This window comes from Microbacterium sp. GCS4 (assembly GCF_001262495.1).
GTDB lineage: Bacteria > Actinomycetota > Actinomycetes > Actinomycetales > Microbacteriaceae > Microbacterium.
The window spans coordinates 803,217-825,277 of sequence record NZ_LGYE01000002.1; the positions used below are offsets into that span (position 1 = coordinate 803,217).

The window sequence follows — 22,061 nt, forward strand, 5'->3', positions numbered from 1 at the left end:
CACTTAGGTTTGGCTACCCTAAGTCACCATCGATAAGGTCGAAGGACACTCTTCCGACGACAGAAATGGTCATGCCGTGAATCGCCGCCTCACCCTCGCCGCCCTCGTCTCCGCCTCCGCGCTGCTGCTCGCCTCGTGCGCCTCCGCAGACGCCGCCGGCGAACCTGCGGCGGACGGCGGCGACACCGTCACCCTCGTGCACCCGACGCTCGACGGGCTGGAGATCGACTTCGACGGGCAGCCCGAGAACATCGTCATGGACTGCTACGCCTACAGCTCCCTGCACGAGTACGGCATCGAGCCGGTGGCGCTGTTCGGCTACGAGTGCGATAACCCCTTCGTGATGGGTGACGCCGACATCAGCGACATCCCGGTTGTCGGCAAGGACGGCGAGATCGACGTCGAGAAGCTCGCAGAGCTCCGCCCGGATGCGATCATCGGGCAGGGCACGGCCGACGGCTGGCAGTGGTTCGACGAGGACGTGAACGCGCAGATCACGCGCGTCGCGCCGTTCGTCGCACTCCCCGGCAGCGAGACCATCGACGCCCGCATCGCCGACACCCGCGAAATCGCCGACTTCTTCGGCGGCGACGTCGCCTCCGAGGAGATCCTCGCCTCGGACGAGGACCTCGAGGCCGCGAAGGACGCCCTCCGCGCCGCCACAGCCGACAAGGGTCTGAACATCATGCTCGCGAGCCCCACCAAGGAGATGCTCTACACGGGCGTGGGCTTCGCGCAGGCCGACCTCCTCGAAGAGCTCGGCGCCACGATCGTCGGCGCCGAGGCTCCGGCGACGGGCAACCCGTGGGGACAGGTCGCGTGGGAGGACGCATCGACCTACCCCGCCGACATCCTGCTGATCGAGGGGTATGACGAGGACTTCTCCTTCTCGGCGGAGCTGTGGGACGCTCTCCCCGCCGTCAAGGCCGACCAGCTCGGGGCCTGGAGCTCCAAGGGCGCCATGACCGCGTCGACCTACGCGCAGTGGCTGAACGACGTCGCGGCTCTCGTGTCGGCATCCGCGAAGGTCGCTTGACCTCCTCCCACCTGAGCATCTGATGTCGCAGGTCTCGCTCGCCGAGCCGCGCCTCGACGGGGAACGCTCCGGTGCTCCCCGTCGCTGGGTCGGCCTGATCCCGCTCCTGATCCTCCTCGTGCTCGCGCTCGCCGCGAGCATGCTGGTCGGATCACGCACCGTGCCACCGGCCGACGTCCTGCACGCGCTGCTGCAGCCCGACCCCGACGACGCGATCTCGCAGACCGTCTGGTTCTCCCGCGTGCCCCGCACCGTACTCATCCTGGTCGCGGGGGCGGCGCTCGGCGTCGCCGGAGCTCTCATGCAGGCGGTCACACGCAACCCGATGACCGATCCGGGCATCCTCGGGGTCAACGCCGGCGCATCGCTCGCGGTCGTCGTGGGCCTCGCGTTCTTCGCGGTCACCGACATCTCCCAGTACATGTGGTGGTCGTTCGTCGGGGCGATGCTCACCTCGGTGCTGGTCTTCGCGATCGGCAACACCGGAGCGGCGCGCGGCAACCCGGTGCGCATGACCCTCTCCGGCGTGGCCCTCGGCGCGGTGCTGTCCGGCTTCAGCTCCGCCGTGCTGCTGTCGAACTCCGAGGTGCTCGAGCGGATGCGCGGCTGGTCGGCAGGCACCACGGCATCCCAGCCGCTCGACGCGACGCTCGCGATCGTGCCGTTCATCGTGGTCGGACTGGTGATCGCGCTGCTGAGCTCGCGCTCGCTCGACGTCCTGTCGCTCGGTGAGGCCTCCGCCGTCGCCATGGGCGCGCATCCGAACCGCATCCGGCTCGTCGTGCTCCTCGCGATCGCGCTGCTCGCGGGCGGCGCGACGGCAGCCGCGGGGCCGATCGGGTTCCTCGGACTGCTCGCCCCGCACGTCGCCCGCATGATCGTGGGCCCCCACCAGGGGTGGATCCTGGCGTACTCGGTGCTGATCGCCCCGATCGTGCTCGGATTCGCCGACGTGCTCGGCCGGGTCATCACGGCGGGGGAGGTGCCGGTCGGCGTCGTCACCGCGTTCATCGGTGCGCCGGTGCTCATCTGGATGGTCCGGCGCTTCCGGGTCTCGGAGGTCTGACGCATGACCGATCTCGACTTCGGCCGGACGATGCACCGGGTCGGCCCACCAGGCCGCCCGTGGATGCTCGTCGACGCCCGCTCCCTGCGTGTGTGCGCGGGGCTCTGGATCGCCACGGCCGCGCTCGCCGTGTTCGCGGTGTTCTCCGGATCCGCCCAGATCTCCTTCCCCGAGGCGATGGCCGCACTCGCCGGCCGGGGGGACGAGTACACGACGATGGTCGTGCTGGAGTGGCGTGCCCCGCGCATCGTGATCGCGGTGCTGCTCGGCGCGTGCCTCGCGATGAGCGGAGCGATCTTCCAGAACCTCACCGGGAATCCACTCGGCTCGCCCGACGTGATCGGCTTCCAGACCGGTTCGTACACGGGGGCGCTCGTGGTGATGCTGCTGCTCGGCGGAGGGTCGGCGGCGACCATGGGCGGCGCGCTGGTCGGCGGCGTCGCGACGGCGTTCCTCGTCTTCCTGCTCGCCTCTCGCCGCGGTGCCGTCCGGGGAGTGCGGCTCATCATCGTCGGGATTGGCGTGAGCGCGATGCTCGCGTCCGTGAACGTGTGGATCCTCCTGAACGCGACCGTGGAGGATGCGATCATGGCGGGGCTCTGGGGTGCCGGCAACCTCTCGGGTGTCTCCTGGCCTACCGTTGCGACCACGCTCGCGGGCTCGGGTGCCTTCATCGTCGCGGCACTCCTGCTGAGCCGTCCGATGCGCCTCATGCAGATCGGCGTGCCGTTCGCCACGGCCCTCGGCCAGAACGTCCGCCTCGTGCAGGTGTGTGCGATCGTGGTGGGCGTGGGCCTCACGGCGCTCGCGACCGCGACCGTCGGGCCCATCTCCTTCATCGCGCTCGCCGCCCCGCAGATCGCGCGTCGCATCGTGCGCTCCGACGGTCTCGCCCTCGGGCCGACCGCCGCGGTCGGGTCGCTGCTGCTCCTGCTCGCGGATGTCGTCGCGCAGCGCATCCATCCCGATTCGCCCCTGCCCGTCGGCATCGTGACCGTCTCGATCGGCGGACTGTACTTCCTCTGGCTGCTGCTGAGAGAAGGGAAGAGAAGATGACCCGTCTGACCGTGGCTGAGGCCGCGCTCGGCTACGCCGACCGCATCGTCTGCGAGGAGGTGTCGGTCGAGATCCCCGACGGCGCCTTCACGGTGATCGTGGGTCCGAACGCGTGCGGCAAGTCCACGCTGCTGAAGAGCCTGACACGCTTGCTGCAGCCCGCCCGGGGCAGCGTGCTCCTCGACGGGGAGAGCCTGCATCGCCTGCCGACCAAGCACGTTGCACGTGAGGTGGGACTGCTGCCGCAGGGCCCGGTCGCGCCCGACGGCATCCGCGTGATCGATCTCGTGTCGCGCGGCCGGTACCCGCATCAGAAACTGTTCTCGCCCTGGTCTCCCGACGACGAGGCCGCCGTGGCGGAGGCCATGGATGCGACCGGCATCCGTCACCTGTCCGGCCGTCTCGTCGACGAGCTCTCCGGCGGGCAGCGGCAGCGCGTGTGGATGGCGGTCGCCCTCGCGCAACAGACGCCCATCCTGCTCCTCGACGAGCCGACGACGTACCTCGACCTCAGCCACCAGGTCGAACTCCTCGAGCTGTGCCGTGCACTCAACCGCGCCGCGGGCACGACGCTCGTCGCGGTGCTGCACGATCTCAACCAGGCGGCGCGGTACGCCGATCACATCGTCGCGATGAAGGACGGCGCGGTCGTGGCGAGCGGACGGCCGGGTGAGGTGATCACCGAATCCCTCGTCGCGCACGTGTTCGGCCTGGACGCTCGGGTGATCGCCGATCCCGAATCGGGCAGCCCGCTCGTGGTGCCGCGCTGGTCGCACGGCTGAGAGAGGAATATCCTTCTCCCATCTGCGTTGGGAGACAGGGATGGAAGGCCTCGAAGTAACCGTTCTGATCGGACTCACGATCCTCGTCGGAGCGCTGCTCGCACCCCGCGTCCGACTCGCTCTGCCCCTCGTCCTCGTCATCCTGGGACTCGCGCTGGGTTTCGTGCCGCAGCTGCGGGAGATCCAGCTGCCGCCCGAGACCGTGCTGCTGCTGTTCCTGCCGGTGATGCTGTTCTGGGAGAGCCTCACGACCTCGCTGCGCTCGATCCGCCGCGACTTCCGCTACATCCTGCCGATGAGCACGCTGCTCGTGGTGGCGTCCGCGTTCGCGGTCGCCGGCATCGGCCTGCTGTTCGGGATGCCGTGGGAGACCGCACTCATCCTCGGCGCGGCGGTCGCCCCGCCCGATGCCACCGCGGTCGCGGCCCTGGGGCGCCTGCTGCCCCGCCGGATGTTCATGAAGCTCAAGGCCGAGAGCCTGACGAATGACGGCACCGCCCTCGTGCTGTACGCGATCGCGGTCTCGCTCGCGCTGGGCGGCAACATCACGCCCCTCTCGGTGACCATGTCGGTGCTGATGTCCTATCTCGGCGGCGTCGCGGCCGGTGTCGTGATCGCGGCGCTCGGCTACCTGCTGCTGCGTCGCTCCTCGTCGACCGCCGTCATCAACGTGACCCTGCTGCTCATCCCGTTCTCGGCGTTCCTGCTCGCCGAGATCGTGCACGCCTCCGGAGTGCTCGCCGTCGTCGTCGCGGGCCTGATCGTGGCCTGGGTGTCTCCGCGGGTGACCACGGCGTCGTCCCGTCGTCAGGCGGATGCGGCCTGGCCGTTCGGGGTGTTCCTGCTCAACGGCGCCCTCTTCGTCCTGATCGGGCTCGAGGTGCAGTACGTGGCGCACGAGATCTCCGGCGCCGAGATCGGTCGGCTCGTCCTGATCACGCTCGCCGTGTGGGCCACGCTGCTCGTCGTGCGCTACGTCTTCCAACTGCTGAACGTCGTGTTCCAGCGGCAGACCGGCCCGAGGCCCGCGCGCGGTGCCAGGGCGCGAGCACGTGCGGTGTCGACGGTGGCCGGGATGCGCGGCGCGGTGTCGCTCGCGATCGCACTGTCGGTTCCCGCGTCGGCTGCGACGGGCGGGGAGATCGCCGGGCGCGACGAGATCGTGTTCGTCACCGCCGGCGTCATCCTGTTGAGCCTGCTCGTGCAGGGGCCGCTGCTGCCCGCGATCGTGCGCTGGGCGCGGTTCCCCGTCGACCACGTCGAGGCCGAGGAGTACGAGCTCGCTGAGCGCACGATCTCCGGAGCCGCTCTCTCGGCGCTCGACGATCTCGCGGTCGAGCACGGCATCGGCCAGGAGGTGCGCGACCGCGTGCGCGCCGAGGGATACCAGATGCTGGAGTTCTCGAACGCCAAGGCGCTCGCGCGCGAGCAGGCGATCGTGGACGCTGAGGCGAAGGCCCTCGACGACCTGCTCGGCGATCCCGACCCGCTGGGCGCCGCGGGATCCGCCGGGGAGAGCATCGGGGGAGGGGATGCCACGCCGAGCCTGGTCCCCGCGGATGACGGGCGGGAGTTCGACGACGACGGAACCTCCGCCGAAGGCGAGGTGCGCACGCTGCAGATGATCGCGACCTCCACGGACGTCGACGTGATGCAGCGGTCGCCGCTGCTGCGGCACGAGGAGCACACGCGGCTCAAGCTCGCGCTCCTGGAGCGCAAGCGCGAGGTGCTGCTGGGGCTCCGCCGCTCGGGTGCGGTCGACGACCTGATCGTGCGTCGCATCTCCGCCCGGCTCGACCTCGAGCAGGTGCGGTTGCAGGGCATCGAGGAGTACGACTGACGCGGTGCCGTCGACCCGCGCGTCCTGAAGCCAATACTCCGATAGATCGCGCGTGACGCTCTGTGACGCCCGATTGTCGAGTCGTCGCCCGGGCTGCCTAACGTATTCGAGTCCCCCAAGAGAGGAATCCGTACTCACATGTCCCGCCGCACCACCACCCTCCTCGCCGCGCTCACCGCGGTCCCGCTCGTCATCGCCCTGTCGGGCTGCGCGACGGCATCCTCCGACGCCGGCTCCGGCGACTCGGGCTCGGCCGACGAGACCGTCAAGATCGGCGTCGTCGGCAAGGGCGACGCGCAGTGGGCCCCGTTCGTCGAGGCCGCCGCCGACGAGGGCATCACGGTCGAGCTCGTGGACTTCGGTTCCTACGAGCAGCCGAACCCCGCACTCACCGAGGGCGAGATCGACCTGAACCAGTTCCAGCACATCGTGTACCTCGCCGAGTACAACAACGCCTCGGGCTCCGACCTGACGCCGATCGGCTCGACCGCGATCTACCCGCTGGGCCTGTACTCCAAGAAGTACGACGACGTCGACGACATCCCCGAGGGCGAGACGGTGGCCGTGCCGGACGACGCCTCGAACCAGGCGCGTGCGCTCAACGTGCTGCAGCAGGCGGGGCTCGTCGAGCTCAAGGACGGCGGCACGCCGTACTCCGACCTCGCGCAGGTCGACACCGAGAAGTCCAAGGTCAAGATCACGGCCCTCGAGGGTGCGCTCATCCCCACCTCACTGCCCGACGTCGCGGCCGCGATCATCAACAACGACTTCGTGGAGGACGCCGGCCTCACGTTCGACGACGCGATCGCACAGGACGACCCCGAGGACGCCAGCGCGCTGCCGTACGTCAACATCTTCGCGGCACGCGCCGAGGATGCCGACAACGAGACGTACCTCAAGCTCGTCGAGATCTTCCAGACCAACGCCGACGTGCAGGCAGGGCTCCAGGAGTCCTCGGGCGACACCGCCGTGGCGCTGCAGACTCCGGTCGAGGACCTCGTCTCCACGCTCGCGAAGGTCCAAAAGGACGCCGACGCGAAGAAGTGACTCCGTGCGGGGTGAGAACCGCCCCGCCTGATGCGAGAGAATCGGGTGGCGCCTCGTGCGTCACCCGATTCGTCGTTCCCCGCCGCACGAACCCACCGACCATCCATCTCGGAGCAAGCATGCCCATCGTGAGCCTGGCCACCGTGTCGAAGGCCTATCCCGCCCGCACCCCGGGCGACGGCGAGGTCATCGCCGTCGACGAGGTGACCCTCGAGATCGAGAAGGGTGACGTGTTCGGCATCATCGGGTACTCCGGCGCCGGCAAGTCGACGCTCGTGCGCCTGATCAACGCGCTCGAGCCCGCGACCGGCGGCACCATCCACGTCGACGGCGTCGACATCACCGCGCTGCCCGAGAGCGCGCTGCGCAAGGTCCGCAGCGGCATCGGGATGATCTTCCAGCAGTTCAACCTCTTCTCCTCGCGGACCGTGAAGGCCAACATCGCCTATCCGCTGAAGCTCGCCGGCTGGTCGAAGGCCGACATCGAGGAGCGCGTGACCGAGCTCCTCGCGTTCGTCGGGCTGTCCGACAAGGCGAAGGCGTATCCCGAGCAGCTGTCCGGCGGGCAGAAGCAGCGGGTGGGCATCGCCCGGGCCCTCGCCACGAAGCCGGCGATCCTCCTGGCCGACGAGGCCACCAGCGCACTGGACCCGCAGACCACGCACGAGGTGCTCGACCTCCTGAAGCGCGTGAACCGGGAGCAGGGCGTCACGATCGTCGTGATCACGCACGAGATGGACGTCATCCAGACCATCGCGACCAAGGTCGCCGTCATGGAGCGTGGGCGCGTGATCGAGCAGGGCGACGTCTTCGACGTGTTCTCGGCCCCGCAGAACCCGGCCTCGCAGCGCTTCGTGGGAACCGTCGTCAAAGGCGTGCCCTCGCCTGCCGAGCTGGCGGTGCTGCGCGAGCGGCACGCTGGACGCATCGTGACGCTCTCGTTCCGCGACGGAGACTCCTCGCAGGCCCAGGTCTTCCTCGACCTCGCCGCGGCCGGACTCGACTTCGAGCTCGTGTACGGCGGGATCAACGACATCCGCGGCCGGGCGTTCGGGCACCTGACGCTCGCGATCCGCGGTGACGGCGCCGCGATCGACCGCACGCTCGCGACGATCGGCGAACGCGTCGAGGTCACGGAGCTCGCCGGAGAGGAGGCCCGCTGATGGATCGTCTGATCGAACTGGGTCCTGAGTTCTGGTCCGCCGCGCTCGAGACGCTGTACATGACGACGTTCGCCCTCGTGCTCGGCGGCATCCTGGGTCTCGTGATCGGCGTGATCCTGTACGTCACCCGCCCCGGCGGCCTGCTGCAGAACGGCGTCGTGGCGGCGATCGCGAACCTCGCCGTGAACTTCTTCCGGCCCATCCCGTTCGTGCTCTTCGTCGCGGTCGCGCAGCCCTTCGCGCGGGTGGTCGTCGGCACCGGCATCGGCACCACGGCCGGGGCGTTCATCATCGGCATCGCGGCGGCCTTCGCGATCGGCCGCATCGTCGAGCAGCACCTGGTCTCTGTCCCGCCCGGCGTCATCGAGGCCGCGAAGTCGATGGGAGCGAGTCCGCTGCGGATCCTCTTCACGGTCGCGATCCCTGAGTCGCTCGGGCCGCTCATCCTCGGCTACACGTTCGTCGTCGTGGCGCTGATCGACATGACGGCGATGGCAGGTCTGATCGGCGGCGGCGGGCTCGGAGCCTTCGCGCAGATCTACGGCTTCCGTCAGTTCGAGCCCGTCGTGATGTGGGCCGCGATCGTGCTGATCGTCGTGTTCGTGCACCTCGTGCAGATGCTCGGCGCGCGGCTCGCGCGCAAGGTCATGCGCCGGTAGCGCGCCCCGTCGCGGTGGTCAGGATGCGGCGCGGGATGCCGTCGGCGCGAAGTCGAGCGCGCGCCGAGTCGTGAAGACGCGGTCCTCGCCGCTCAGCGGATCGACGAAGTGGAGTTCGCGCGCGAGCAGCTGCAACGGCCGGCTGAAGTCGTCCGGTGCCTCCGGGAGGAGCTCGGGGTAGAAGCCGTCGTGCAGGATGCCGAGGCCGAGCGCCGCGAGGTGCACGCGCAGCTGATGCATCTTGCCGCTGTGTGGACGCAGCAGCGCATGCACGACGTCGTCGTCCGTGTGCAGCACGTCGATCAGCGTCTCGGAGTTGGGTGCGAGCTCCGGCTCGACGCGCACGCGCACCTCGCCGCGATGCTTGACGATGTGGTTGCGATACACGAGCGGGTAGGAGCTGGCATCCCAGTCCGCGGGCCGCGCGGACACCGCCTCGTACACCTTCTGCACCTGTCGGCGCTCGAACATGAGCTGGTAGGCGCCGCGTGTCGCCGGGCGGGCGGAGAACATCAGCAGCCCGGCCGTGGCGCGGTCGAGGCGGTGGATCGGCGCGAGCTCGGGGTTGTCGAGCAGGTTGCGAAGGCGCACGAGCGCCGAGTTCTGCAGGAACCGGCCGCCCGGCGTCGTGGGCAGGAAGTGCGGCTTGTCGATCACGACGAGGTCGGCGTCCTGGTGCAGCACCTCGATCTCGAAGGGCACCTCGCCCTCCACCGGCGGCTCGCGGTAGTACCAGACGAACTCCTCGGCGCCCAGGGGCGTATCCCGAGCGAGGGGCCGCCCGTCGCGGGCGACGATCTCGCCGCGGTCGAAGCGCACCAGCAGGCGCTCGGGGTCGAGGTGGAAGAAGCGCTCGACCATGTACGCCGCGACCGTGGGCCACTCACCCTTCAGGGGGACGTGCAGACGGGTCGCCCCGACGCCGTCGCGCACGGGGAGAGGAGAGGGCATACCCATTCGACCCACCCTACGCGGCGCGCGCGAAGCGCGATCTGTACTGCTGGGGCGACAGGCCGATTCGGTCGCGGAAGTGCTTGCGCAGCGCCGCGCCGGTCGCGAAGCCGGAGCGCGAGGCCACGTCGTCGATGAGCAGGTCGGTCGTCTCGAGCAGCTCGCGCGCCCTGTCGACGCGGGCGTCGGCGAACCAGTCGCCCACTGTCCGTCCGGTCTCGGAGCGGAACCGGCGGGTCAGCGTGCGCACGCTCATACCGAAGCGCTCGGCGACCTCGGCGAGGGAGAGCGGCTCATGGATGCGCGACGACAGCCACGCCTGGATGTCGCTGGCCGAGCCGGCGGCGGCGGTGGGCAGGGTGGGTCGGGCGATGAACTGCCGCTGACCGCCTCCGCGGTGCGGGGCCGCCAGCGTCACCCGCGCGACCTGCGCGGCGACCGCCGCCCCATGGTCCTTCGCGATCAGATGCATGGTCGCGTCGACGGCCGCCGAGGCTCCGGCTGCGGTGAGCACGGTGCCGCTGTCGACGAAGAGCTCGTCCTCCCGGAGGCGCACGCGGGGGAACCGGCGAGCGAACTCGGTCGAGGCGCACCAGTGCGTCGTGGCCTCGAGACCGTCGAGCAGGCCGGCGGCGGCGAGCGTGAACGCGCCGGTGCAGTAGCTGACGATGCGGCGGTCGGCGAGGGCGGCGAGGCCGATCGGGTCGCCGGACACCTCGGCGTCGCTCCACGGCGGCACGATGATCGTGTCGGCGGTGTCGAGCGCGGACCGGTCGGCCTGCGGCGTCACGGAGAAGTCGGCGTTGGTCGCCACGGGGAGACCGTCCAGGGTGCAGGTGGTGACGGAGTAGAGGGGGACGCCGTCCTTCTCGGCGGCGCGGAAGAACCGGGCGGGCACGCCGAGCTCGTAGGGGAACACCCCGGGGAGGGCCACGACGACGATCGAATGCATGGCTCTATCGTGACACATGTTGTCCATCCGGCCACTATCCGGCCGGGAGGCTGCCGAGGATGCTGGGACAGCGGCCCCGGATGCACCGGGACGCCGCCCGACAGAAAGGCAGCGCCGTGCGCTCAGCGAAGTACACCGGACCGGGGTCCGCCGCCCAGGTCGTCTCGATCACCGTGATCGACGCCCCTCGTCCCGCCGCCGACGAGGTGCTCCTCCGCGTCGGCGCGGCGGGGCTCAACCCCGTCGACGTCAAGATCCGCGCCGCCGCGACCGACTTCGGTGTCATCCGCTACTCCGATCGCCCGGGATGGGACGTCGCCGGCGTCGTGGTCGCGGTCGGCGACGACGTCGAGGAGTGGGCGGCCGGTGACCGGGTCCACGCGCTCGCCGGGTTCCCCCGCGCGGCGCACACCCTCGCCGAGTACGCCGCGGTCGCGGCATCCGATCTCGCGCGCATCCCGCGGGCGTGGAGCACCGCACAGGCCGGGGCGGCCCCGCTCGCCGCCCTCACCGCCTGGCAGGCGCTCGACGCCGCGGGCGTGCGCGCCGATGCGGGCGCGGGGCAGCGGGTGCTCGTGCTCGGGGGCTCCGGCGGAGTGGGGCACTTGGCGATCCAGCTCGCCGTCGCCCGCGGGGCCTCCGTCGTCGCGACCGCGAGCCCCGGCAAGCACGACCTCGTCCGCTCGTGGGGCGCGGACGAGGTCGTCGACTACCGCGACGAGCAGGCGCTCGCCGCGATCGCGCCCGTCGACGCCGTGATCGTCACGGTCGACGGAACACTGCCGCCGCGTGGGGCCGTCGCCCCCGGCACCTCCGTGATCAGCATCACCGGTCTGACGAACGCCCAGCGCGCGCAGCTGGCCGAGTGGGGCGCCTCGCCCGTCGAATGGATCCTCGTGCACGCGGACGGGGTGCAGCTCGGGGAGATCGCCGACCTCGCGGATGCTGGACGCGTGACCGTGCACCTCGACGCGGAGTTCCCGCTCGACGAGCTCGTCTCCGCTCAGGAGCGCGTCGAGACCGGACGCGCGACGGGAAAAGTCGTCGTGATCGTCGACCCGGAGGTCTGATCGCCGCGACTCCGGGCCGTGGTCAGGCGTCGAAGCTCAGGCTCAGCTTGCGGAGCAGCGCGGCCAGGCGGTCACGATCGCCGCGCGACAGGCCCTGCAGCAGATCGGCCTCGACGTCGACCAGGCGCGTGATCGCGGCATCCACCCGGATCCGGCCGTCGTCCGTGAGCGTGACCAGCACGCTCCGGCCGTCGGCCGGGTCGGCCTCCCGTCGCACGAAGCGTCGGCCGACCAGTCGGTCGATGCGGTTGGTCATGGTGCCGCTGGAGACCAGCGTCTGCTGCAGCAGCTGCTTGGGGGAGAGCTGGAACGGGGAGCCGGCACGCCGCAGCGCCGACAGCACATCCCACTCCCAGGGTTCCAGGTCGCTGCGGCGGAACACGTCCCGCCGCGCACGATCCAGCAGGCGGGTGAGGCGGTCCATGCGCGACAGCACCTCGAGCGGCGAGAAATCGAGGTCCGGTCGCTGGGTGTTCCACGCGCCGACGATCCGGTCGACCTCATCCGCCTCGCTCATCCGTCCATTATCGCGGGAAGCGCATGGGCAGACGTGGCAGACTTGACGGGCGGCCTCCTCGGGGCGCCGCGGTCCGCCGTGGTGTAATGGCAGCACGACAGCCTTTGGAGCTGTGAGGTCTAGGTTCGAGTCCTGGCGGCGGAGCATGACCGGAAACGACAGCGTCGCAGGCAGCGACCTCGCCATCATCATCCTCGCTGCGGGCCAGGGCACGCGCATGAAGTCGCGACTCCCCAAGGTGCTGCACCCGATCGGCGGGCGCCCGCTCGTCGGGCATGTGCTCACGACGGCCGCGCGGCTCAGCGCCGCCCACGTCGAGGTCGTCGTGCGGCACGAGCGCGACCAGGTCGTCGCAGCGCTGTCGGAGAGCTACCCCGACGCGGTCTTCGTCGACCAGGACGAGGTGCCCGGCACCGGTCGTGCCGTGCAGGTCGCGATCGACGCGCTCCCCGCCGAGTTCGACGGAGACGTGCTCGTGCTCTCGGGCGACTGCCCGCTGGCGGACGCCGACACGCTCACCGGCTTCCTCGACGCGCACCGCACGGCGGGCGCTCCCGCGACGCTCATGACCGCCGTCGTCGACGACCCCACGGGGTACGGCCGCGTCATCCGGGACCCCGACGGCGGCGTCGACCGCATCGTCGAGCAGAAGGATGCGAGCGCCGACGAAGCCGCGGTCCGGGAGATCAACGCAGGGATGTACGTCTTCCGCGCGGCGACACTGCGTCGCTACCTGCCGGAGATCGGCGTCGACAACGCCCAGGGCGAGATGTACCTCACCGACGTCCCGGGGCTGCTCCGTCGCGACGGAGACCGCGTCGCGGCATCCGTCGTCTCCGACGTCACCGTCACCTACGGCGTCAATGACCGTGCGCAGCTCGCCCTCGTCGGCCGCCTGCTCAACGAGCGCATAGTGCGTCGCTGGCAGCTCGAGGGCGTCACGGTCGTCGACCCCGCGACCACCTGGATCGACGACGACGCCGTGCTCGCCCCCGACGTCACCCTGCTGCCGCACACGCAGATCCTGCGTGCGACGAAGATCGGCGCAGGGGCGATCATCGGCCCCGACACCACGCTCGTCGACTGCGAGGTGGGCGAGGATGCGATCGTCCGCCGCAGCGATGCGACGCTCGCCGTGATCGGCGCCGAGGCGACCGTCGGCCCCTTCTCCTTCCTGCGGCCCAACACGGTCCTCGGCGCGAAGGGTAAGATCGGCGCGTACGTCGAGACCAAGAACGCCGAGATCGGCGAGGGCAGCAAGGTCCCGCACCTGTCATACGTCGGCGATGCGACCGTCGGCCGCGGCGTCAACCTCGGCGCCAGCACGATCACCGCCAACTACGACGATGTCAACAAGCACCGCACCGTGGTGGAGGACGAGGTGCACACGGGGTCGCACACGACCCTCGTCGCGCCCGTTAGGCTGGGAGCAGGCGCCAAGACAGGTGCCGGAGCCGTCGTCCGCAAGGACGTCCCCGCCGGTGCTCTTGCCATGAGCGTCGCCCCCCAGCGCAACATCGAAGGCTGGGTCGAGAACAACAGGGCAGGCACGGGAGCGGCGGACGCCGCGGCCCGGTCGCGAGCGGCGGAGTAGGCGGACTGATGGCGCGCAAGAAGAAGACGGTCGATCTGGATCGGGACAACGGCATCGCCCCTGGTCTCGTCGCCAAGACCAAGAAGCGGCTCGTCGTCGCCGGCGGACGCTCGCACCCCGAGCTCACGGCGGCCGTCGCCGCGGCTCTCGGCACCGAGGTCGTGCCCACCGAGCACCGCACGTTCGCCTCGGGTGAGATCTACGCCCGCTTCGAGGTGTCGATCCGCGGCTGCGACCTCTTCCTCATCCAGACGTTCGGCGAGCCGGTCAACGAGTGGCTGATGGAGACGCTCATCATGATCGACGCGGCCAAGCGCGCCTCCGCCAAGCGCATCACGGTCGTCGCGCCGTACTATCCGTATTCGCGTCAGGACAAGAAGGGCCGCGGCCGCGAGCCGATCAGTGCCCGCCTCGTCGCCGATCTGCTCAAGACGGCCGGCGCCGACCGCGTCATGAGCGTCGACCTGCACGCCGCGCAGATCCAGGGCTTCTTCGACGGTCCCGTCGACCACCTGTTCGCCAAGCCCGTGCTGCTCGAGCACTTCCAGCGCACGCTGAGCCCCGCCGACCGCGAGATCCTCACGGTCGTCTCGCCCGACATGGGCCGCGTCCGCGTCGCCGACACGTGGTCCGACAGCCTCGGCGCCCCGCTCGCGATCATCCACAAGCGTCGCGACCCCAAGGTCGCGAACCAGGTGTCGGTCCACGAGATCGTCGGCACGGTCGAGGGTCGCACGTGTCTCCTCGTCGACGACATGATCGACACGGGCGGCACGATCGTGAAGGCCGCGCAGGCGCTCAAGGCGAACGGCGCGCACCGTGTCATCGTCGCCGCGACCCACGCGATCTTCAGCGACCCCGCCTCGGAGCGGCTGCAGGATGCGTCGATCGACGAGGTCGTCGTCACCGACACGATCCCGCTGTCGGAGTCGCGTCGCTGGGACACGCTCACGATCCTCCCGATCGCCCCGATGCTGGCGCGTGCGATCCACGAGGTCTTCGAGGACGGCTCGGTCACGAGCATGTTCGGCGGCGACGCGTAGCCCGAGCTTAGGCGACGCTAACCTCGGGCACAGCCGGTCCATAGCCAGGATCCCTACGGTCGATTCAGCGACATACAGTCGTCTCGACCGAGCCGGAGGACCATCATGATCCGCACGACCGTACCGACCACTGTCCGCAAGGGCTCCGCCGTCCTCGGAGTCGCGGGGCTCCTCGTGCTCGCCGGATGCTCCGGCAACGCCGATGCCGAGTCCCCCGCATCCGACACGAGCACGCCCTCGTCCGACTCCGGCGCCGCGGGCGGCGACTACAAGGACGGCACCTACACGGCCGACGGCTCCTACCAGACGCCGGAGACCGTCGAGACGATCTCGGTGACGCTGACGATCGCCGACGGCGTCGTGGAGGACGTCGAGGTGACGGGCGACCCGCAGGCACGCGAGACAGAGCAGTACCAGGGGCAGTTCATCGACGGCATCTCGGACGAGGTCGTCGGCAAGTCCCTCGACGAGCTGAACGTGAGCCGCGTCGCCGGCTCCTCGCTCACGAGCGGCGGCTTCAACGAGGCCGTCGACTCGATCAAGGAGCAGGCCGCGGCCTGATCTCGGAGAGCCGCGACCATGGCGATCTGGCGCTTCGACGCGATCGGCACCGTCTGGGAGATCGAGACCGCGAGCGAGCTCGACGCTGTCAGACGCGACGGCGTGAGCGCCCTGATCGGGCGGTTCGATCGGGTCTGGTCGCGGTTCCGCCCCGACTCAGAGGTGCACAGGCTCGGACGCGAGGGAGGGATGCTGGCCTCGGCAGACGCCGCGCCCATGCTCGACGCCTATCGCGCGGCGTCGGCCGCCACGCATGGCGGCGTGAATCCGCTCGTGGCCGACAGCCTCGTCGCGCTCGGCTACGACCCCGACTACTCGCTGGTCGCGGGGGAGCCCGTGCCCGCGATCGCGCACTGGACCGGGATCGTCCACTGGGATGAACGCGGCGCGACGGCATCCGCTCCCGCGCTGCTCGACGTGGGCGCGTTGGGCAAGGGGCGGCTGGTCGACCTCGTGGCCGCGGAGCTCGCGGATGTTCCGGGCGATGTCGTCGTCGACGCCGGCGGTGACATCCGCGTGCGTGGCGGCGCCGTGCGCATCGGCCTCGAGCATCCCTACGACGCCACGAAGGCGATCGGCGTGGCGGAGGTGCAGGATGCGGCGCTCTGCGCCTCGGCGGCGAACAGGCGCGCCTGGGGCGACGGACTGCATCACGTCCTCGACGCGCGCACCGGCATCCCGGTCCGCACCTGGGTGGCGACCTGGGCGATCGGCGCCGACGCGATGCACGCCGATGCGGTCGCCACGGCCCTGTTCTTCGACGGCGGCCCGGACCTCGCCGCGCAGTGGGGCGTCGAGTGGGTGCGGATGTCGACCGACGGACGTGCCGAGCGCTCGCGGGACTGCCCGGTCGAGCTGTTCACCGCGCGCGGCTAGCGCGGACCCTGCCCTCACCACTCCGAGTACGGAAGAGTAGACCCGTGATCACCTCCCTCACCGCCCTCCGGCAGCGCGTGCTCGCACTCCTCGGCGGCATCTCGATGTACCGCCTGGTGCTGTTCGCGCTCCTGGGCCTCGCGGTCATCGCGATCGTCCTGTCGGCTCTCGGTGTGATCGTCTCTCCGACGCCGCTCGAGATCGTCGCCTCCTTCGCGGTGCTCGCGGTCGTCATCTCCGTCGTGGATGCCGCGGCGCAGCGCCTCCTGCGGCTCCCGTGGCGTATCGAGTCCTCGCTCGTGACCGCCCTCATCCTCCTTTTCGTGCTGCGTCCGGGTCTCGAACCCGCGACGCTGCTCGGTCTCGCGATCGCCGGCGTGGTCGCGAGCCTGTCGAAGTACCTGATCGCGTGGCGCGGGCGGCACATCCTCAACCCCGCGGCCTTCGGTGCCGCGGTCGTGTCGATCCTGGGGTCTTTCGGGGCGTTCGAGTGGCTCGGCACCTCGTCGTCGTGGTGGGTCGGCACGCCCTCGCTGTTCCTCCCCGTCGCCGTCCTCGGCCTCGCGGTGCTCTGGCGCACCGAGAAGGTGCGCATCGTCCTCGCGTTCCTCGTGATCGCGATCGCGGTGTCCGTGCTCCGACAGGCCGTACAGGCGCAGGAGTTCGACATCGCGTTCGACCTCGGGTCCGCTCTCTCCTTCGCGGTGCTGCAGTCGCCGTTCCTCTTCCTCGGCGCGTTCATGCTCTCGGAACCGCTCACGCTGCCGCCGCGTCGCTGGCAGCAGTTCTCCGTCGCGGCGCTCGTCGGCGTCCTCGCCGGGTGGCCCATCGCGATCGGCTCCCTGTTCACCCTCGGACAGGAGCGTGCGCTGCTGATCGGCAACCTCCTCGCGTTTGCCTTCGCGCTGCGAGGATCCGTGCGACTCGTGCTCGAGAGCCGCCGCTTCATCACCCCGACCGCGCAGGAGCTGACGTTCCGCGCACGGGGGAAGGTGCGGTTCCTCGCGGGCCAGTACCTCGAGCTCGACGTTCCTCACCACAGGCCCGATGCGCGGGGGACGCGTCGCGAGTTCAGCATCGTGTCGGCGCCCGCCGACCTGCCGACCCTGCGCATCGCCTACAAGAACGGCGATCAGAAGCATCCGTCCAGCTACAAGCGCGCCCTGGCCGCCGCCGAACCGGGAGCGACCCTCGCGGTGACCGGCACCTGGGGCGACTTCCTGCTCCCGCGCTCCGAGGCCCCCGTGCTGATGGTCGCCGCCGGCATCGGCGTGACGCCGTTCGTGTCGCAGCTGCGTCAGCTGCAGAGCACGGGGCAGCAGCGCGACGTCGTGCTCGTGTACGTCGCCTCGGACAGCAGCGAGCTGGCCTTCCGTGATGAGCTCGCGGCGACGGGCGCTCGCGTCGTGGTGTTCACGCGCGACGAGCCGGCCGACCTGCCCCCGCAGTGGATCTGGGCGCAGGGCGCGCGCCTCGACGCCGAGGGGCTGGAGCGCTGCGTGCCCGACATCGGGGTGCGCCACGCGTACATCTCCGGCCCGCCGAGGCTGATCGCCGACCTCGCCCCCGCCCTGCAGAAGGCCCGCACGCTCACGACCGACGCCTTCGCCGGCTACTGAGGCTTCGGCGCGCGTCCCGAACAGCGGGCCGCGTCCCGATCGGCTGACGGAATCGCCGGGTCGGTCGGCGGATCGGGACGACGTCCGCGGATCGGGACGTCGGTAGGTCGGGTGGGATGCCGGATCAGACGTCAGGCGCCGGCGGGCGTGCCGGGGTTGACGGGGATGCGCACGGTGAACGTCGTGTCTCCGGGTTCGCTCTGCACGGTGATCCGTCCGCCATGCCCCTCGACGATGGCTTTCGCGATCGCGAGGCCCAGGCCGGTGCCGCCGGTCTGACGGGCGCGAGACGTATCGGCACGGGCGAACCTGGCGAAGAGTTCCTCGCGGACGCTCGGATCGATGCCGGGGCCGTCGTCGTGCACGCGCAGCACGGCGTCGTCGCCCTCGCGGCTCACGCTGAGGGTGATCTCGGTGCCTGCGGGGGTGTGCGTGCGGGCGTTCGCGAGCAGGTTCGCGACGACCTGATGCATCCGCCCCGCATCCCCCAGCACGACGATCGGCTCGTCGGGCACGTCGATGCTCCATCGATGGTCGGCGGCGGTGGGGCGTGCATCCGACAGCCCCTCCAGCGCGAGCTGGGTGAGGTCGACCGTGCCGTACACGAGCTCACGCCCCTCGTCGAGGCGCGCGAGCAGCAGCAGGTCCTCGACAAGCCGGGTCATGCGCAGCGACTGCGCCTGGATGCGCTCGAGAGAGGTCGTGGTGCCCTCGATCGCCGCGGGACCCTGCTGCTGGCTCAGAGCGCGCAGCGACAGCTCGGAGTACCCGCGGATCGAGGCCAGAGGCGTGCGCAGCTCGTGGCTCGCGTCCGCGACGAACCGACGCATCTGCTCTTCGTTCTTCTGACGTGCTGCAAGGGAGGAGTTCACGTGGTCGAGCAGCTTGTTGAGCGAGGCGCCCACGAGCCCGGTCTCGGTGCGCGGGTCGGCCTCCGCGGCGGGCACGCGCTCGGTGATCTGCACCTCTCCGCGGTCGAGGGGCTGGTTCGCGACGCGCGTCGCGGTCGCGGCGACCGCGCGCAGGGGTCGCAGCCCGACCCGGATCGTGATCGCGGTGGTCAGAGCGAGCAGGATGAGCCCGCCTATCGTCGCCAGCACGATGACTGTCAGCAGCGTGGTGAGCTGGTTCTGGATCTCGGTGCGGGGGAGACCGGTCACGACGTTCGCGCCGTTCGCGGCCTTCTGCGCGACGACCATGTAGGTGCCGAAGTCCTCGAGCGCCACCGTGCCGCTCCGTTCCCCTCCGAGCGCGGCGTCGATCTGCTGGAGGTCCGCGGTGGTCAGCGGCTGCGAGACTCCGCCCCACTCCCCTCGGGTGTCGGGGAACACGACGCCGCTGGTGCCGCCCTCCGAGCTCGATACCGCGAGCAGCAGGCCGGGCACGTTCGCGTTGTGGGACTCCAGGATGTTGTCGATGGTGGCATACTGTGCAGGGATCTGGCTGACCCACTGCGTGACCTGCGAGGAGTAGCTGTTCAGGCGGACCGCGAGCTGCGTCTCGAGGGTCGCTCCCAGAGTCGCGCTGGTGATGACCGCGACGATCACGAGGATGAGGGACACGAATCCGATCACGGCGGTCATGAGCCGTGTCTGCAGACTCATCGGCCGTCCCGCCACCCTCGTGGTGGTCACTGCGGGGCCTTGATCATGTAGCCGACGCCGCGCACGGTGTGCAGCAGGGGAGTGCGTCCGGCGTCGATCTTCTTGCGCAGGTACGAGATGTACAGCTCGACCACGGAGGATTTGCCGCCGAAGTCGTAGCTCCACACGCGGTCGAGGATCTGTGCCTTCGACAGCACGCGTCGCTCGTTGCGCATCAGGTAGCGCAGCAGCTCGAACTCCGTGGCGGTGAGCTCGATCTCAGTGCCGTCGCGCACCACCTCGTGGCTGTCCTCGTTCAGGGTGAGGTCGGCGACGCGGAGGATCGACTGCCCATCGTCGGCGGTGGCATGCCCGGTGCGGCGGATGATGGCACGCAGACGGGCGATGACCTCCTCGAGGCTGAACGGCTTCGTGACGTAGTCGTCGCCGCCGGCGGTGAGGCCCGCGACGCGATCGCCCACGGCATCCTTCGCGGTGAGGAACAGCACGGGCACGAGGTTGCCGGCTTCGCGCAGGCGTCGCAGCACGGACATCCCATCGAGGTCAGGCATCATGATGTCGAGCACCAGGGCGTCGGGCTCGAACTCCCGGGCGACCTGGAGAGCCTCCAGTCCTGAGGAGGCGGTGCGCACCTCCCAGCCCTCCATCCGCAGCGCCATCGCGAGAAGGTCCGTCAGCATCTGCTCGTCGTCGACGGCGAGGATGCGCAGCGGGGAGCCGTCGGGACGGCGCAGTTCGGGCAGGTCGTTGGTCATGACCCCATTCTGCGGAATCTCCTATGTGATTTCTATGGAGACCCTTATGCGTTGTCTGTGAACGATGAAGGCCCCGGCTGCAGCAGCCGGGGCCTTCATCGTGGAAGACACGCTCAGTGTGTGTCTTCGGCTTCGATCTCGGTGCGGTCGCCGGACCACTGGGTGTGGAAAGTGCCGTCCTTGTCGATGCGCTTGTAGGTGTGCGCGCCGAAGAAGTCGCGCTGGCCCTGCACGAGCGCGGCGGGGAGGCGATCGGCGCGGATGCCGTCGTAGTACGACAGCGACGAGGAGAAGGCCGGGGCGGGGATGCCGGACTGCGCGGCGGTCACGACCACGCGACGCCAGGCGGCCTGGCCGCGGGTGAGGGCCTCGGCGAAGTACGGTGCCGTCATGAGCACGGGAAGGCCGGGCTCTGCGGCGTAGGCGTCGGCGATGCGGTTGAGGAACTGGGCGCGGATGATGCAGCCGCCGCGCCAGATCTTCGAGATGGCGCCGAGGTCGATGTTCCAGTCGTACTCGGCGGCGCCGGCGCGGATCTCGTCGAAGCCCTGGGAGTAGGCGACGATCTTCGACGCGTAGAGCGCGAGGCGCACGTCCTCGATGAACGCGTCGACGTCCTCGGGAGCGACGGTGAACTCGTCGTCGGGGCCGGGGAGGGCGGCGGCGACGGCGCGCTGCTCGGGGTGGCTGGAGAGCGAGCGGGCGAAGGTGGCCTCGGCGATGCCGGAGACCGGGACGCCGAGGGAGAGCGCGGTCTGCACGGTCCACGCACCGGTGCCCTTGGCGCCGGCCTGGTCGACGATCACGTCGACGAGAGGCTGGCCGGTGGCGGCGTCGATCTGGCGGAGCACCTCGGCGGTGATCTCGATCAGGTACGACTCCAGTTCGCCGCGGTTCCACTCGGCGAAGATGTCGGCGATCTCGGCGGGCGTCTTGCCGGTGCCGCGACGGATGAGGTCGTAGGCCTCGGCGATGAGCTGCATGTCGGCGTACTCGATGCCGTTGTGCACCATCTTCACGAAGTGGCCCGCGCCGTCGTGGCCGACGTGCGTCACGCAGGGCTCGCCCTCCGCGACCGCGGCAATGGACTTCAGGATCGGACCGAGCGTGACCCACGACTCATCCGAACCGCCCGGCATGATCGACGGCCCGGTCAGCGCGCCCTCCTCGCCGCCGGAGATGCCCGCGCCGACGAAGTTCACGCCCGTCTCGCGTACGGCCTTCTCGCGGCGGATCGTGTCGGGGAAGTACGCGTTGCCGCCGTCGACGATGATATCGCCGGGCTCGAAGACCTCGAGCAGCGAGTCGATCACGGCATCCGTGGGGCGACCAGCCTTGACCATGATGATCGCGGTGCGCGGCTTCTGCAGGCTGTCGGCGAACTCCTGGTAGGTCTTCGCGGGGAGGAAACCGGCCTCGGGGTGCTCGGAGACGAGCGTCTCGGTCTTCTCGTAGCTGCGGTTGAAGATCGCCACCGTGTTGCCCTCGCGGCTCGCGAGGTTGCGGGCGAGGTTCGACCCCATGACGGCGAGTCCGACGACTCCGATGTTGGCTGATGCTCCGGGCACAGAAGGCTCCTCGATCGTGAAGGTTGGGATGCCTCCAGATTATCGCGGCGGGAGCCCGTCAGCCGCGCGTGTGTCGCTGTCAGTCCTTGCGGTAGCCCGAGCGGCCGAGCGAGAACAGTGCCGCGAAGGTCGTGACGGCAGCGCAGACGGTCATCGCTCCGATGACCCAGGCGATCACGTGCGAGAAGAGGGCGCCGTCGAGCATGAGGTGACTCCGTGTTCTGTACGAGGGAACGGTGTCCTCAGCCTACCGGGTGGTTTGGTACGATGAGGGGAGTACCTCGGCGAGGGATGCCTGCGCG

General features: G+C 70.1%; 21 protein-coding genes and 1 tRNA gene. 15 read left to right on the plus strand and 7 right to left on the minus strand.

The features are described 5' to 3' along the window. The first annotated feature begins 76 nt into the window (after window positions 1–76). The 8 genes from AKH00_RS11135 (at window position 77) to AKH00_RS11170 (ending at window position 8,649) form a co-directional block, all read left to right on the plus strand. On the plus strand, window positions 77–1,036 hold the full coding sequence (locus tag AKH00_RS11135) for an ABC transporter substrate-binding protein (protein WP_050722748.1): 960 nt from the start codon (window positions 77–79) through the stop codon (window positions 1,034–1,036). Between the two features lie 22 nt (window positions 1,037–1,058). Then, window positions 1,059–2,102, plus strand: a complete 1,044-nt coding sequence (locus AKH00_RS11140; protein ID WP_050722749.1) for a FecCD family ABC transporter permease — start codon at window positions 1,059–1,061, stop codon at window positions 2,100–2,102. Window positions 2,103–2,105: 3 nt separating this feature from the next. Beyond that, window positions 2,106–3,158: a FecCD family ABC transporter permease gene (locus tag AKH00_RS11145; protein ID WP_050722750.1), complete on the plus strand. Its 1,053-nt coding sequence runs from the start codon at window positions 2,106–2,108 to the stop codon at window positions 3,156–3,158. Continuing rightward, window positions 3,155–3,940: an ABC transporter ATP-binding protein gene (locus tag AKH00_RS11150; RefSeq protein ID WP_050722751.1), complete on the plus strand. Its 786-nt coding sequence runs from the start codon at window positions 3,155–3,157 to the stop codon at window positions 3,938–3,940. The genes AKH00_RS11145 and AKH00_RS11150 overlap by 4 nt, the downstream gene beginning before the upstream one ends. A 40-nt stretch (window positions 3,941–3,980) precedes the next feature. Then, window positions 3,981–5,780 (plus strand): Na+/H+ antiporter, encoded by a 1,800-nt coding sequence (locus tag AKH00_RS11155; RefSeq protein WP_050722752.1) that lies wholly within the window; start codon window positions 3,981–3,983, stop codon window positions 5,778–5,780. 138 nt (window positions 5,781–5,918) lie between these two features. After that, entirely contained in the window at window positions 5,919–6,827 is a 909-nt protein-coding gene (locus AKH00_RS11160; RefSeq protein ID WP_050722753.1) for a MetQ/NlpA family ABC transporter substrate-binding protein, read from the plus strand. A 119-nt stretch (window positions 6,828–6,946) separates the two neighbouring features. Then, window positions 6,947–7,990 (plus strand): methionine ABC transporter ATP-binding protein, encoded by a 1,044-nt coding sequence (locus AKH00_RS11165; RefSeq protein ID WP_050722754.1) that lies wholly within the window; start codon window positions 6,947–6,949, stop codon window positions 7,988–7,990. Further along, on the plus strand, window positions 7,990–8,649 hold the full coding sequence (locus tag AKH00_RS11170) for a methionine ABC transporter permease (RefSeq protein ID WP_050722755.1): 660 nt from the start codon (window positions 7,990–7,992) through the stop codon (window positions 8,647–8,649). The genes AKH00_RS11165 and AKH00_RS11170 overlap by 1 nt, the downstream gene beginning before the upstream one ends. Window positions 8,650–8,667: 18 nt before the next feature. Here the strand turns inward: AKH00_RS11170 and AKH00_RS11175 are convergent, their stop codons facing one another. Continuing rightward, entirely contained in the window at window positions 8,668–9,600 is a 933-nt protein-coding gene (locus tag AKH00_RS11175; RefSeq protein ID WP_200903838.1) for a pseudouridine synthase, read from the minus strand. Between the two features lie 16 nt (window positions 9,601–9,616). After that, entirely contained in the window at window positions 9,617–10,552 is a 936-nt protein-coding gene (locus AKH00_RS11180; protein ID WP_050722757.1) for a GlxA family transcriptional regulator, read from the minus strand. Window positions 10,553–10,668: 116 nt separating this feature from the next. Between AKH00_RS11180 and AKH00_RS11185 the strand changes: the two genes are divergently transcribed. Next, on the plus strand, window positions 10,669–11,622 hold the full coding sequence (locus AKH00_RS11185) for a zinc-binding dehydrogenase (RefSeq protein ID WP_161804388.1): 954 nt from the start codon (window positions 10,669–10,671) through the stop codon (window positions 11,620–11,622). A gap of 22 nt (window positions 11,623–11,644) precedes the next feature. On the opposite strand, the gene AKH00_RS11190 is transcribed toward AKH00_RS11185, so the two are convergent. Beyond that, window positions 11,645–12,139: a MarR family winged helix-turn-helix transcriptional regulator gene (locus tag AKH00_RS11190; protein WP_050722759.1), complete on the minus strand. Its 495-nt coding sequence runs from the start codon at window positions 12,137–12,139 to the stop codon at window positions 11,645–11,647. 72 nt (window positions 12,140–12,211) lie between these two features. On the opposite strand from AKH00_RS11190, the gene AKH00_RS11195 reads away from it, so the two are divergent. From AKH00_RS11195 to AKH00_RS11220, 6 genes are all read left to right on the plus strand, one after another. Then, window positions 12,212–12,283: transfer RNA gene (locus tag AKH00_RS11195), tRNA-Gln, on the plus strand. Window position 12,284: 1 nt separating this feature from the next. Next, window positions 12,285–13,733 (plus strand): bifunctional UDP-N-acetylglucosamine diphosphorylase/glucosamine-1-phosphate N-acetyltransferase GlmU, encoded by a 1,449-nt coding sequence (gene glmU / locus AKH00_RS11200; RefSeq protein ID WP_050722760.1) that lies wholly within the window; start codon window positions 12,285–12,287, stop codon window positions 13,731–13,733. An 8-nt stretch (window positions 13,734–13,741) separates the two neighbouring features. Next, a complete protein-coding gene (locus AKH00_RS11205; protein WP_050722761.1) occupies window positions 13,742–14,776 on the plus strand; it encodes a ribose-phosphate diphosphokinase in 1,035 nt (344 codons plus the stop codon). A gap of 105 nt (window positions 14,777–14,881) precedes the next feature. Next, window positions 14,882–15,337, plus strand: a complete 456-nt coding sequence (locus tag AKH00_RS11210) for an FMN-binding protein (RefSeq protein ID WP_050722762.1) — start codon at window positions 14,882–14,884, stop codon at window positions 15,335–15,337. 18 nt (window positions 15,338–15,355) lie between these two features. Next, complete coding sequence (locus AKH00_RS11215) at window positions 15,356–16,213, plus strand: FAD:protein FMN transferase (RefSeq protein WP_050722763.1); 858 nt, start codon at window positions 15,356–15,358, stop codon at window positions 16,211–16,213. Between the two features lie 44 nt (window positions 16,214–16,257). Further along, complete coding sequence (locus AKH00_RS11220; RefSeq protein WP_050722764.1) at window positions 16,258–17,832, plus strand: FAD-dependent oxidoreductase; 1,575 nt, start codon at window positions 16,258–16,260, stop codon at window positions 17,830–17,832. Between the two features lie 131 nt (window positions 17,833–17,963). On the opposite strand, the gene AKH00_RS11225 is transcribed toward AKH00_RS11220, so the two are convergent. From AKH00_RS11225 to AKH00_RS18385, 4 genes are all read right to left on the minus strand, one after another. After that, window positions 17,964–19,436, minus strand: a complete 1,473-nt coding sequence (locus AKH00_RS11225; RefSeq protein ID WP_050722765.1) for a sensor histidine kinase — start codon at window positions 19,434–19,436, stop codon at window positions 17,964–17,966. A gap of 26 nt (window positions 19,437–19,462) precedes the next feature. Next, the gene (locus AKH00_RS11230) at window positions 19,463–20,191 is read right to left on the minus strand and encodes a response regulator transcription factor (RefSeq protein ID WP_050722766.1); all 729 of its coding nucleotides are present in this window, start codon (window positions 20,189–20,191) and stop codon (window positions 19,463–19,465) included. A gap of 113 nt (window positions 20,192–20,304) precedes the next feature. Then, window positions 20,305–21,759, minus strand: coding sequence for an NADP-dependent phosphogluconate dehydrogenase (gene gndA / locus AKH00_RS11235; RefSeq protein WP_152926158.1), 1,455 nt, complete (start codon window positions 21,757–21,759; stop codon window positions 20,305–20,307). A gap of 79 nt (window positions 21,760–21,838) precedes the next feature. Next, window positions 21,839–21,964, minus strand: coding sequence for a hypothetical protein (locus AKH00_RS18385; protein ID WP_268768105.1), 126 nt, complete (start codon window positions 21,962–21,964; stop codon window positions 21,839–21,841). Window positions 21,965–22,061 lie beyond the last annotated feature (97 nt).

Excerpts from the sequence above, each read along its gene's own strand:
- AKH00_RS11180 (WP_050722757.1), bottom strand. The coding sequence starts at position 10,552 with ATGCATTCGATCGTCGTCGTGGCCCTCCCCGGGGTGTTCCCCTACGAG.
- AKH00_RS11170 (WP_050722755.1), top strand. The coding sequence starts at position 7,990 with ATGGATCGTCTGATCGAACTGGGTCCTGAGTTCTGGTCCGCCGCGCTC.
- AKH00_RS11225 (WP_050722765.1), bottom strand. The coding sequence starts at position 19,436 with ATGAGTCTGCAGACACGGCTCATGACCGCCGTGATCGGATTCGTGTCC.
- AKH00_RS18385 (WP_268768105.1), bottom strand. The coding sequence starts at position 21,964 with ATGCTCGACGGCGCCCTCTTCTCGCACGTGATCGCCTGGGTCATCGGA.
- AKH00_RS11165 (WP_050722754.1), top strand. The coding sequence starts at position 6,947 with ATGCCCATCGTGAGCCTGGCCACCGTGTCGAAGGCCTATCCCGCCCGC.
- AKH00_RS11205 (WP_050722761.1), top strand. The coding sequence starts at position 13,742 with ATGGCGCGCAAGAAGAAGACGGTCGATCTGGATCGGGACAACGGCATC.
- AKH00_RS11215 (WP_050722763.1), top strand. The coding sequence starts at position 15,356 with ATGGCGATCTGGCGCTTCGACGCGATCGGCACCGTCTGGGAGATCGAG.
- AKH00_RS11140 (WP_050722749.1), top strand. The coding sequence starts at position 1,059 with ATGTCGCAGGTCTCGCTCGCCGAGCCGCGCCTCGACGGGGAACGCTCC.
- AKH00_RS11150 (WP_050722751.1), top strand. The coding sequence starts at position 3,155 with ATGACCCGTCTGACCGTGGCTGAGGCCGCGCTCGGCTACGCCGACCGC.
- AKH00_RS11230 (WP_050722766.1), bottom strand. The coding sequence starts at position 20,191 with ATGACCAACGACCTGCCCGAACTGCGCCGTCCCGACGGCTCCCCGCTG.
- AKH00_RS11175 (WP_200903838.1), bottom strand. The coding sequence starts at position 9,600 with ATGCCCTCTCCTCTCCCCGTGCGCGACGGCGTCGGGGCGACCCGTCTG.
- AKH00_RS11155 (WP_050722752.1), top strand. The coding sequence starts at position 3,981 with ATGGAAGGCCTCGAAGTAACCGTTCTGATCGGACTCACGATCCTCGTC.
- glmU (WP_050722760.1), top strand. The coding sequence starts at position 12,285 with ATGACCGGAAACGACAGCGTCGCAGGCAGCGACCTCGCCATCATCATC.
- AKH00_RS11145 (WP_050722750.1), top strand. The coding sequence starts at position 2,106 with ATGACCGATCTCGACTTCGGCCGGACGATGCACCGGGTCGGCCCACCA.
- AKH00_RS11210 (WP_050722762.1), top strand. The coding sequence starts at position 14,882 with ATGATCCGCACGACCGTACCGACCACTGTCCGCAAGGGCTCCGCCGTC.
- AKH00_RS11190 (WP_050722759.1), bottom strand. The coding sequence starts at position 12,139 with ATGAGCGAGGCGGATGAGGTCGACCGGATCGTCGGCGCGTGGAACACC.
- AKH00_RS11160 (WP_050722753.1), top strand. The coding sequence starts at position 5,919 with ATGTCCCGCCGCACCACCACCCTCCTCGCCGCGCTCACCGCGGTCCCG.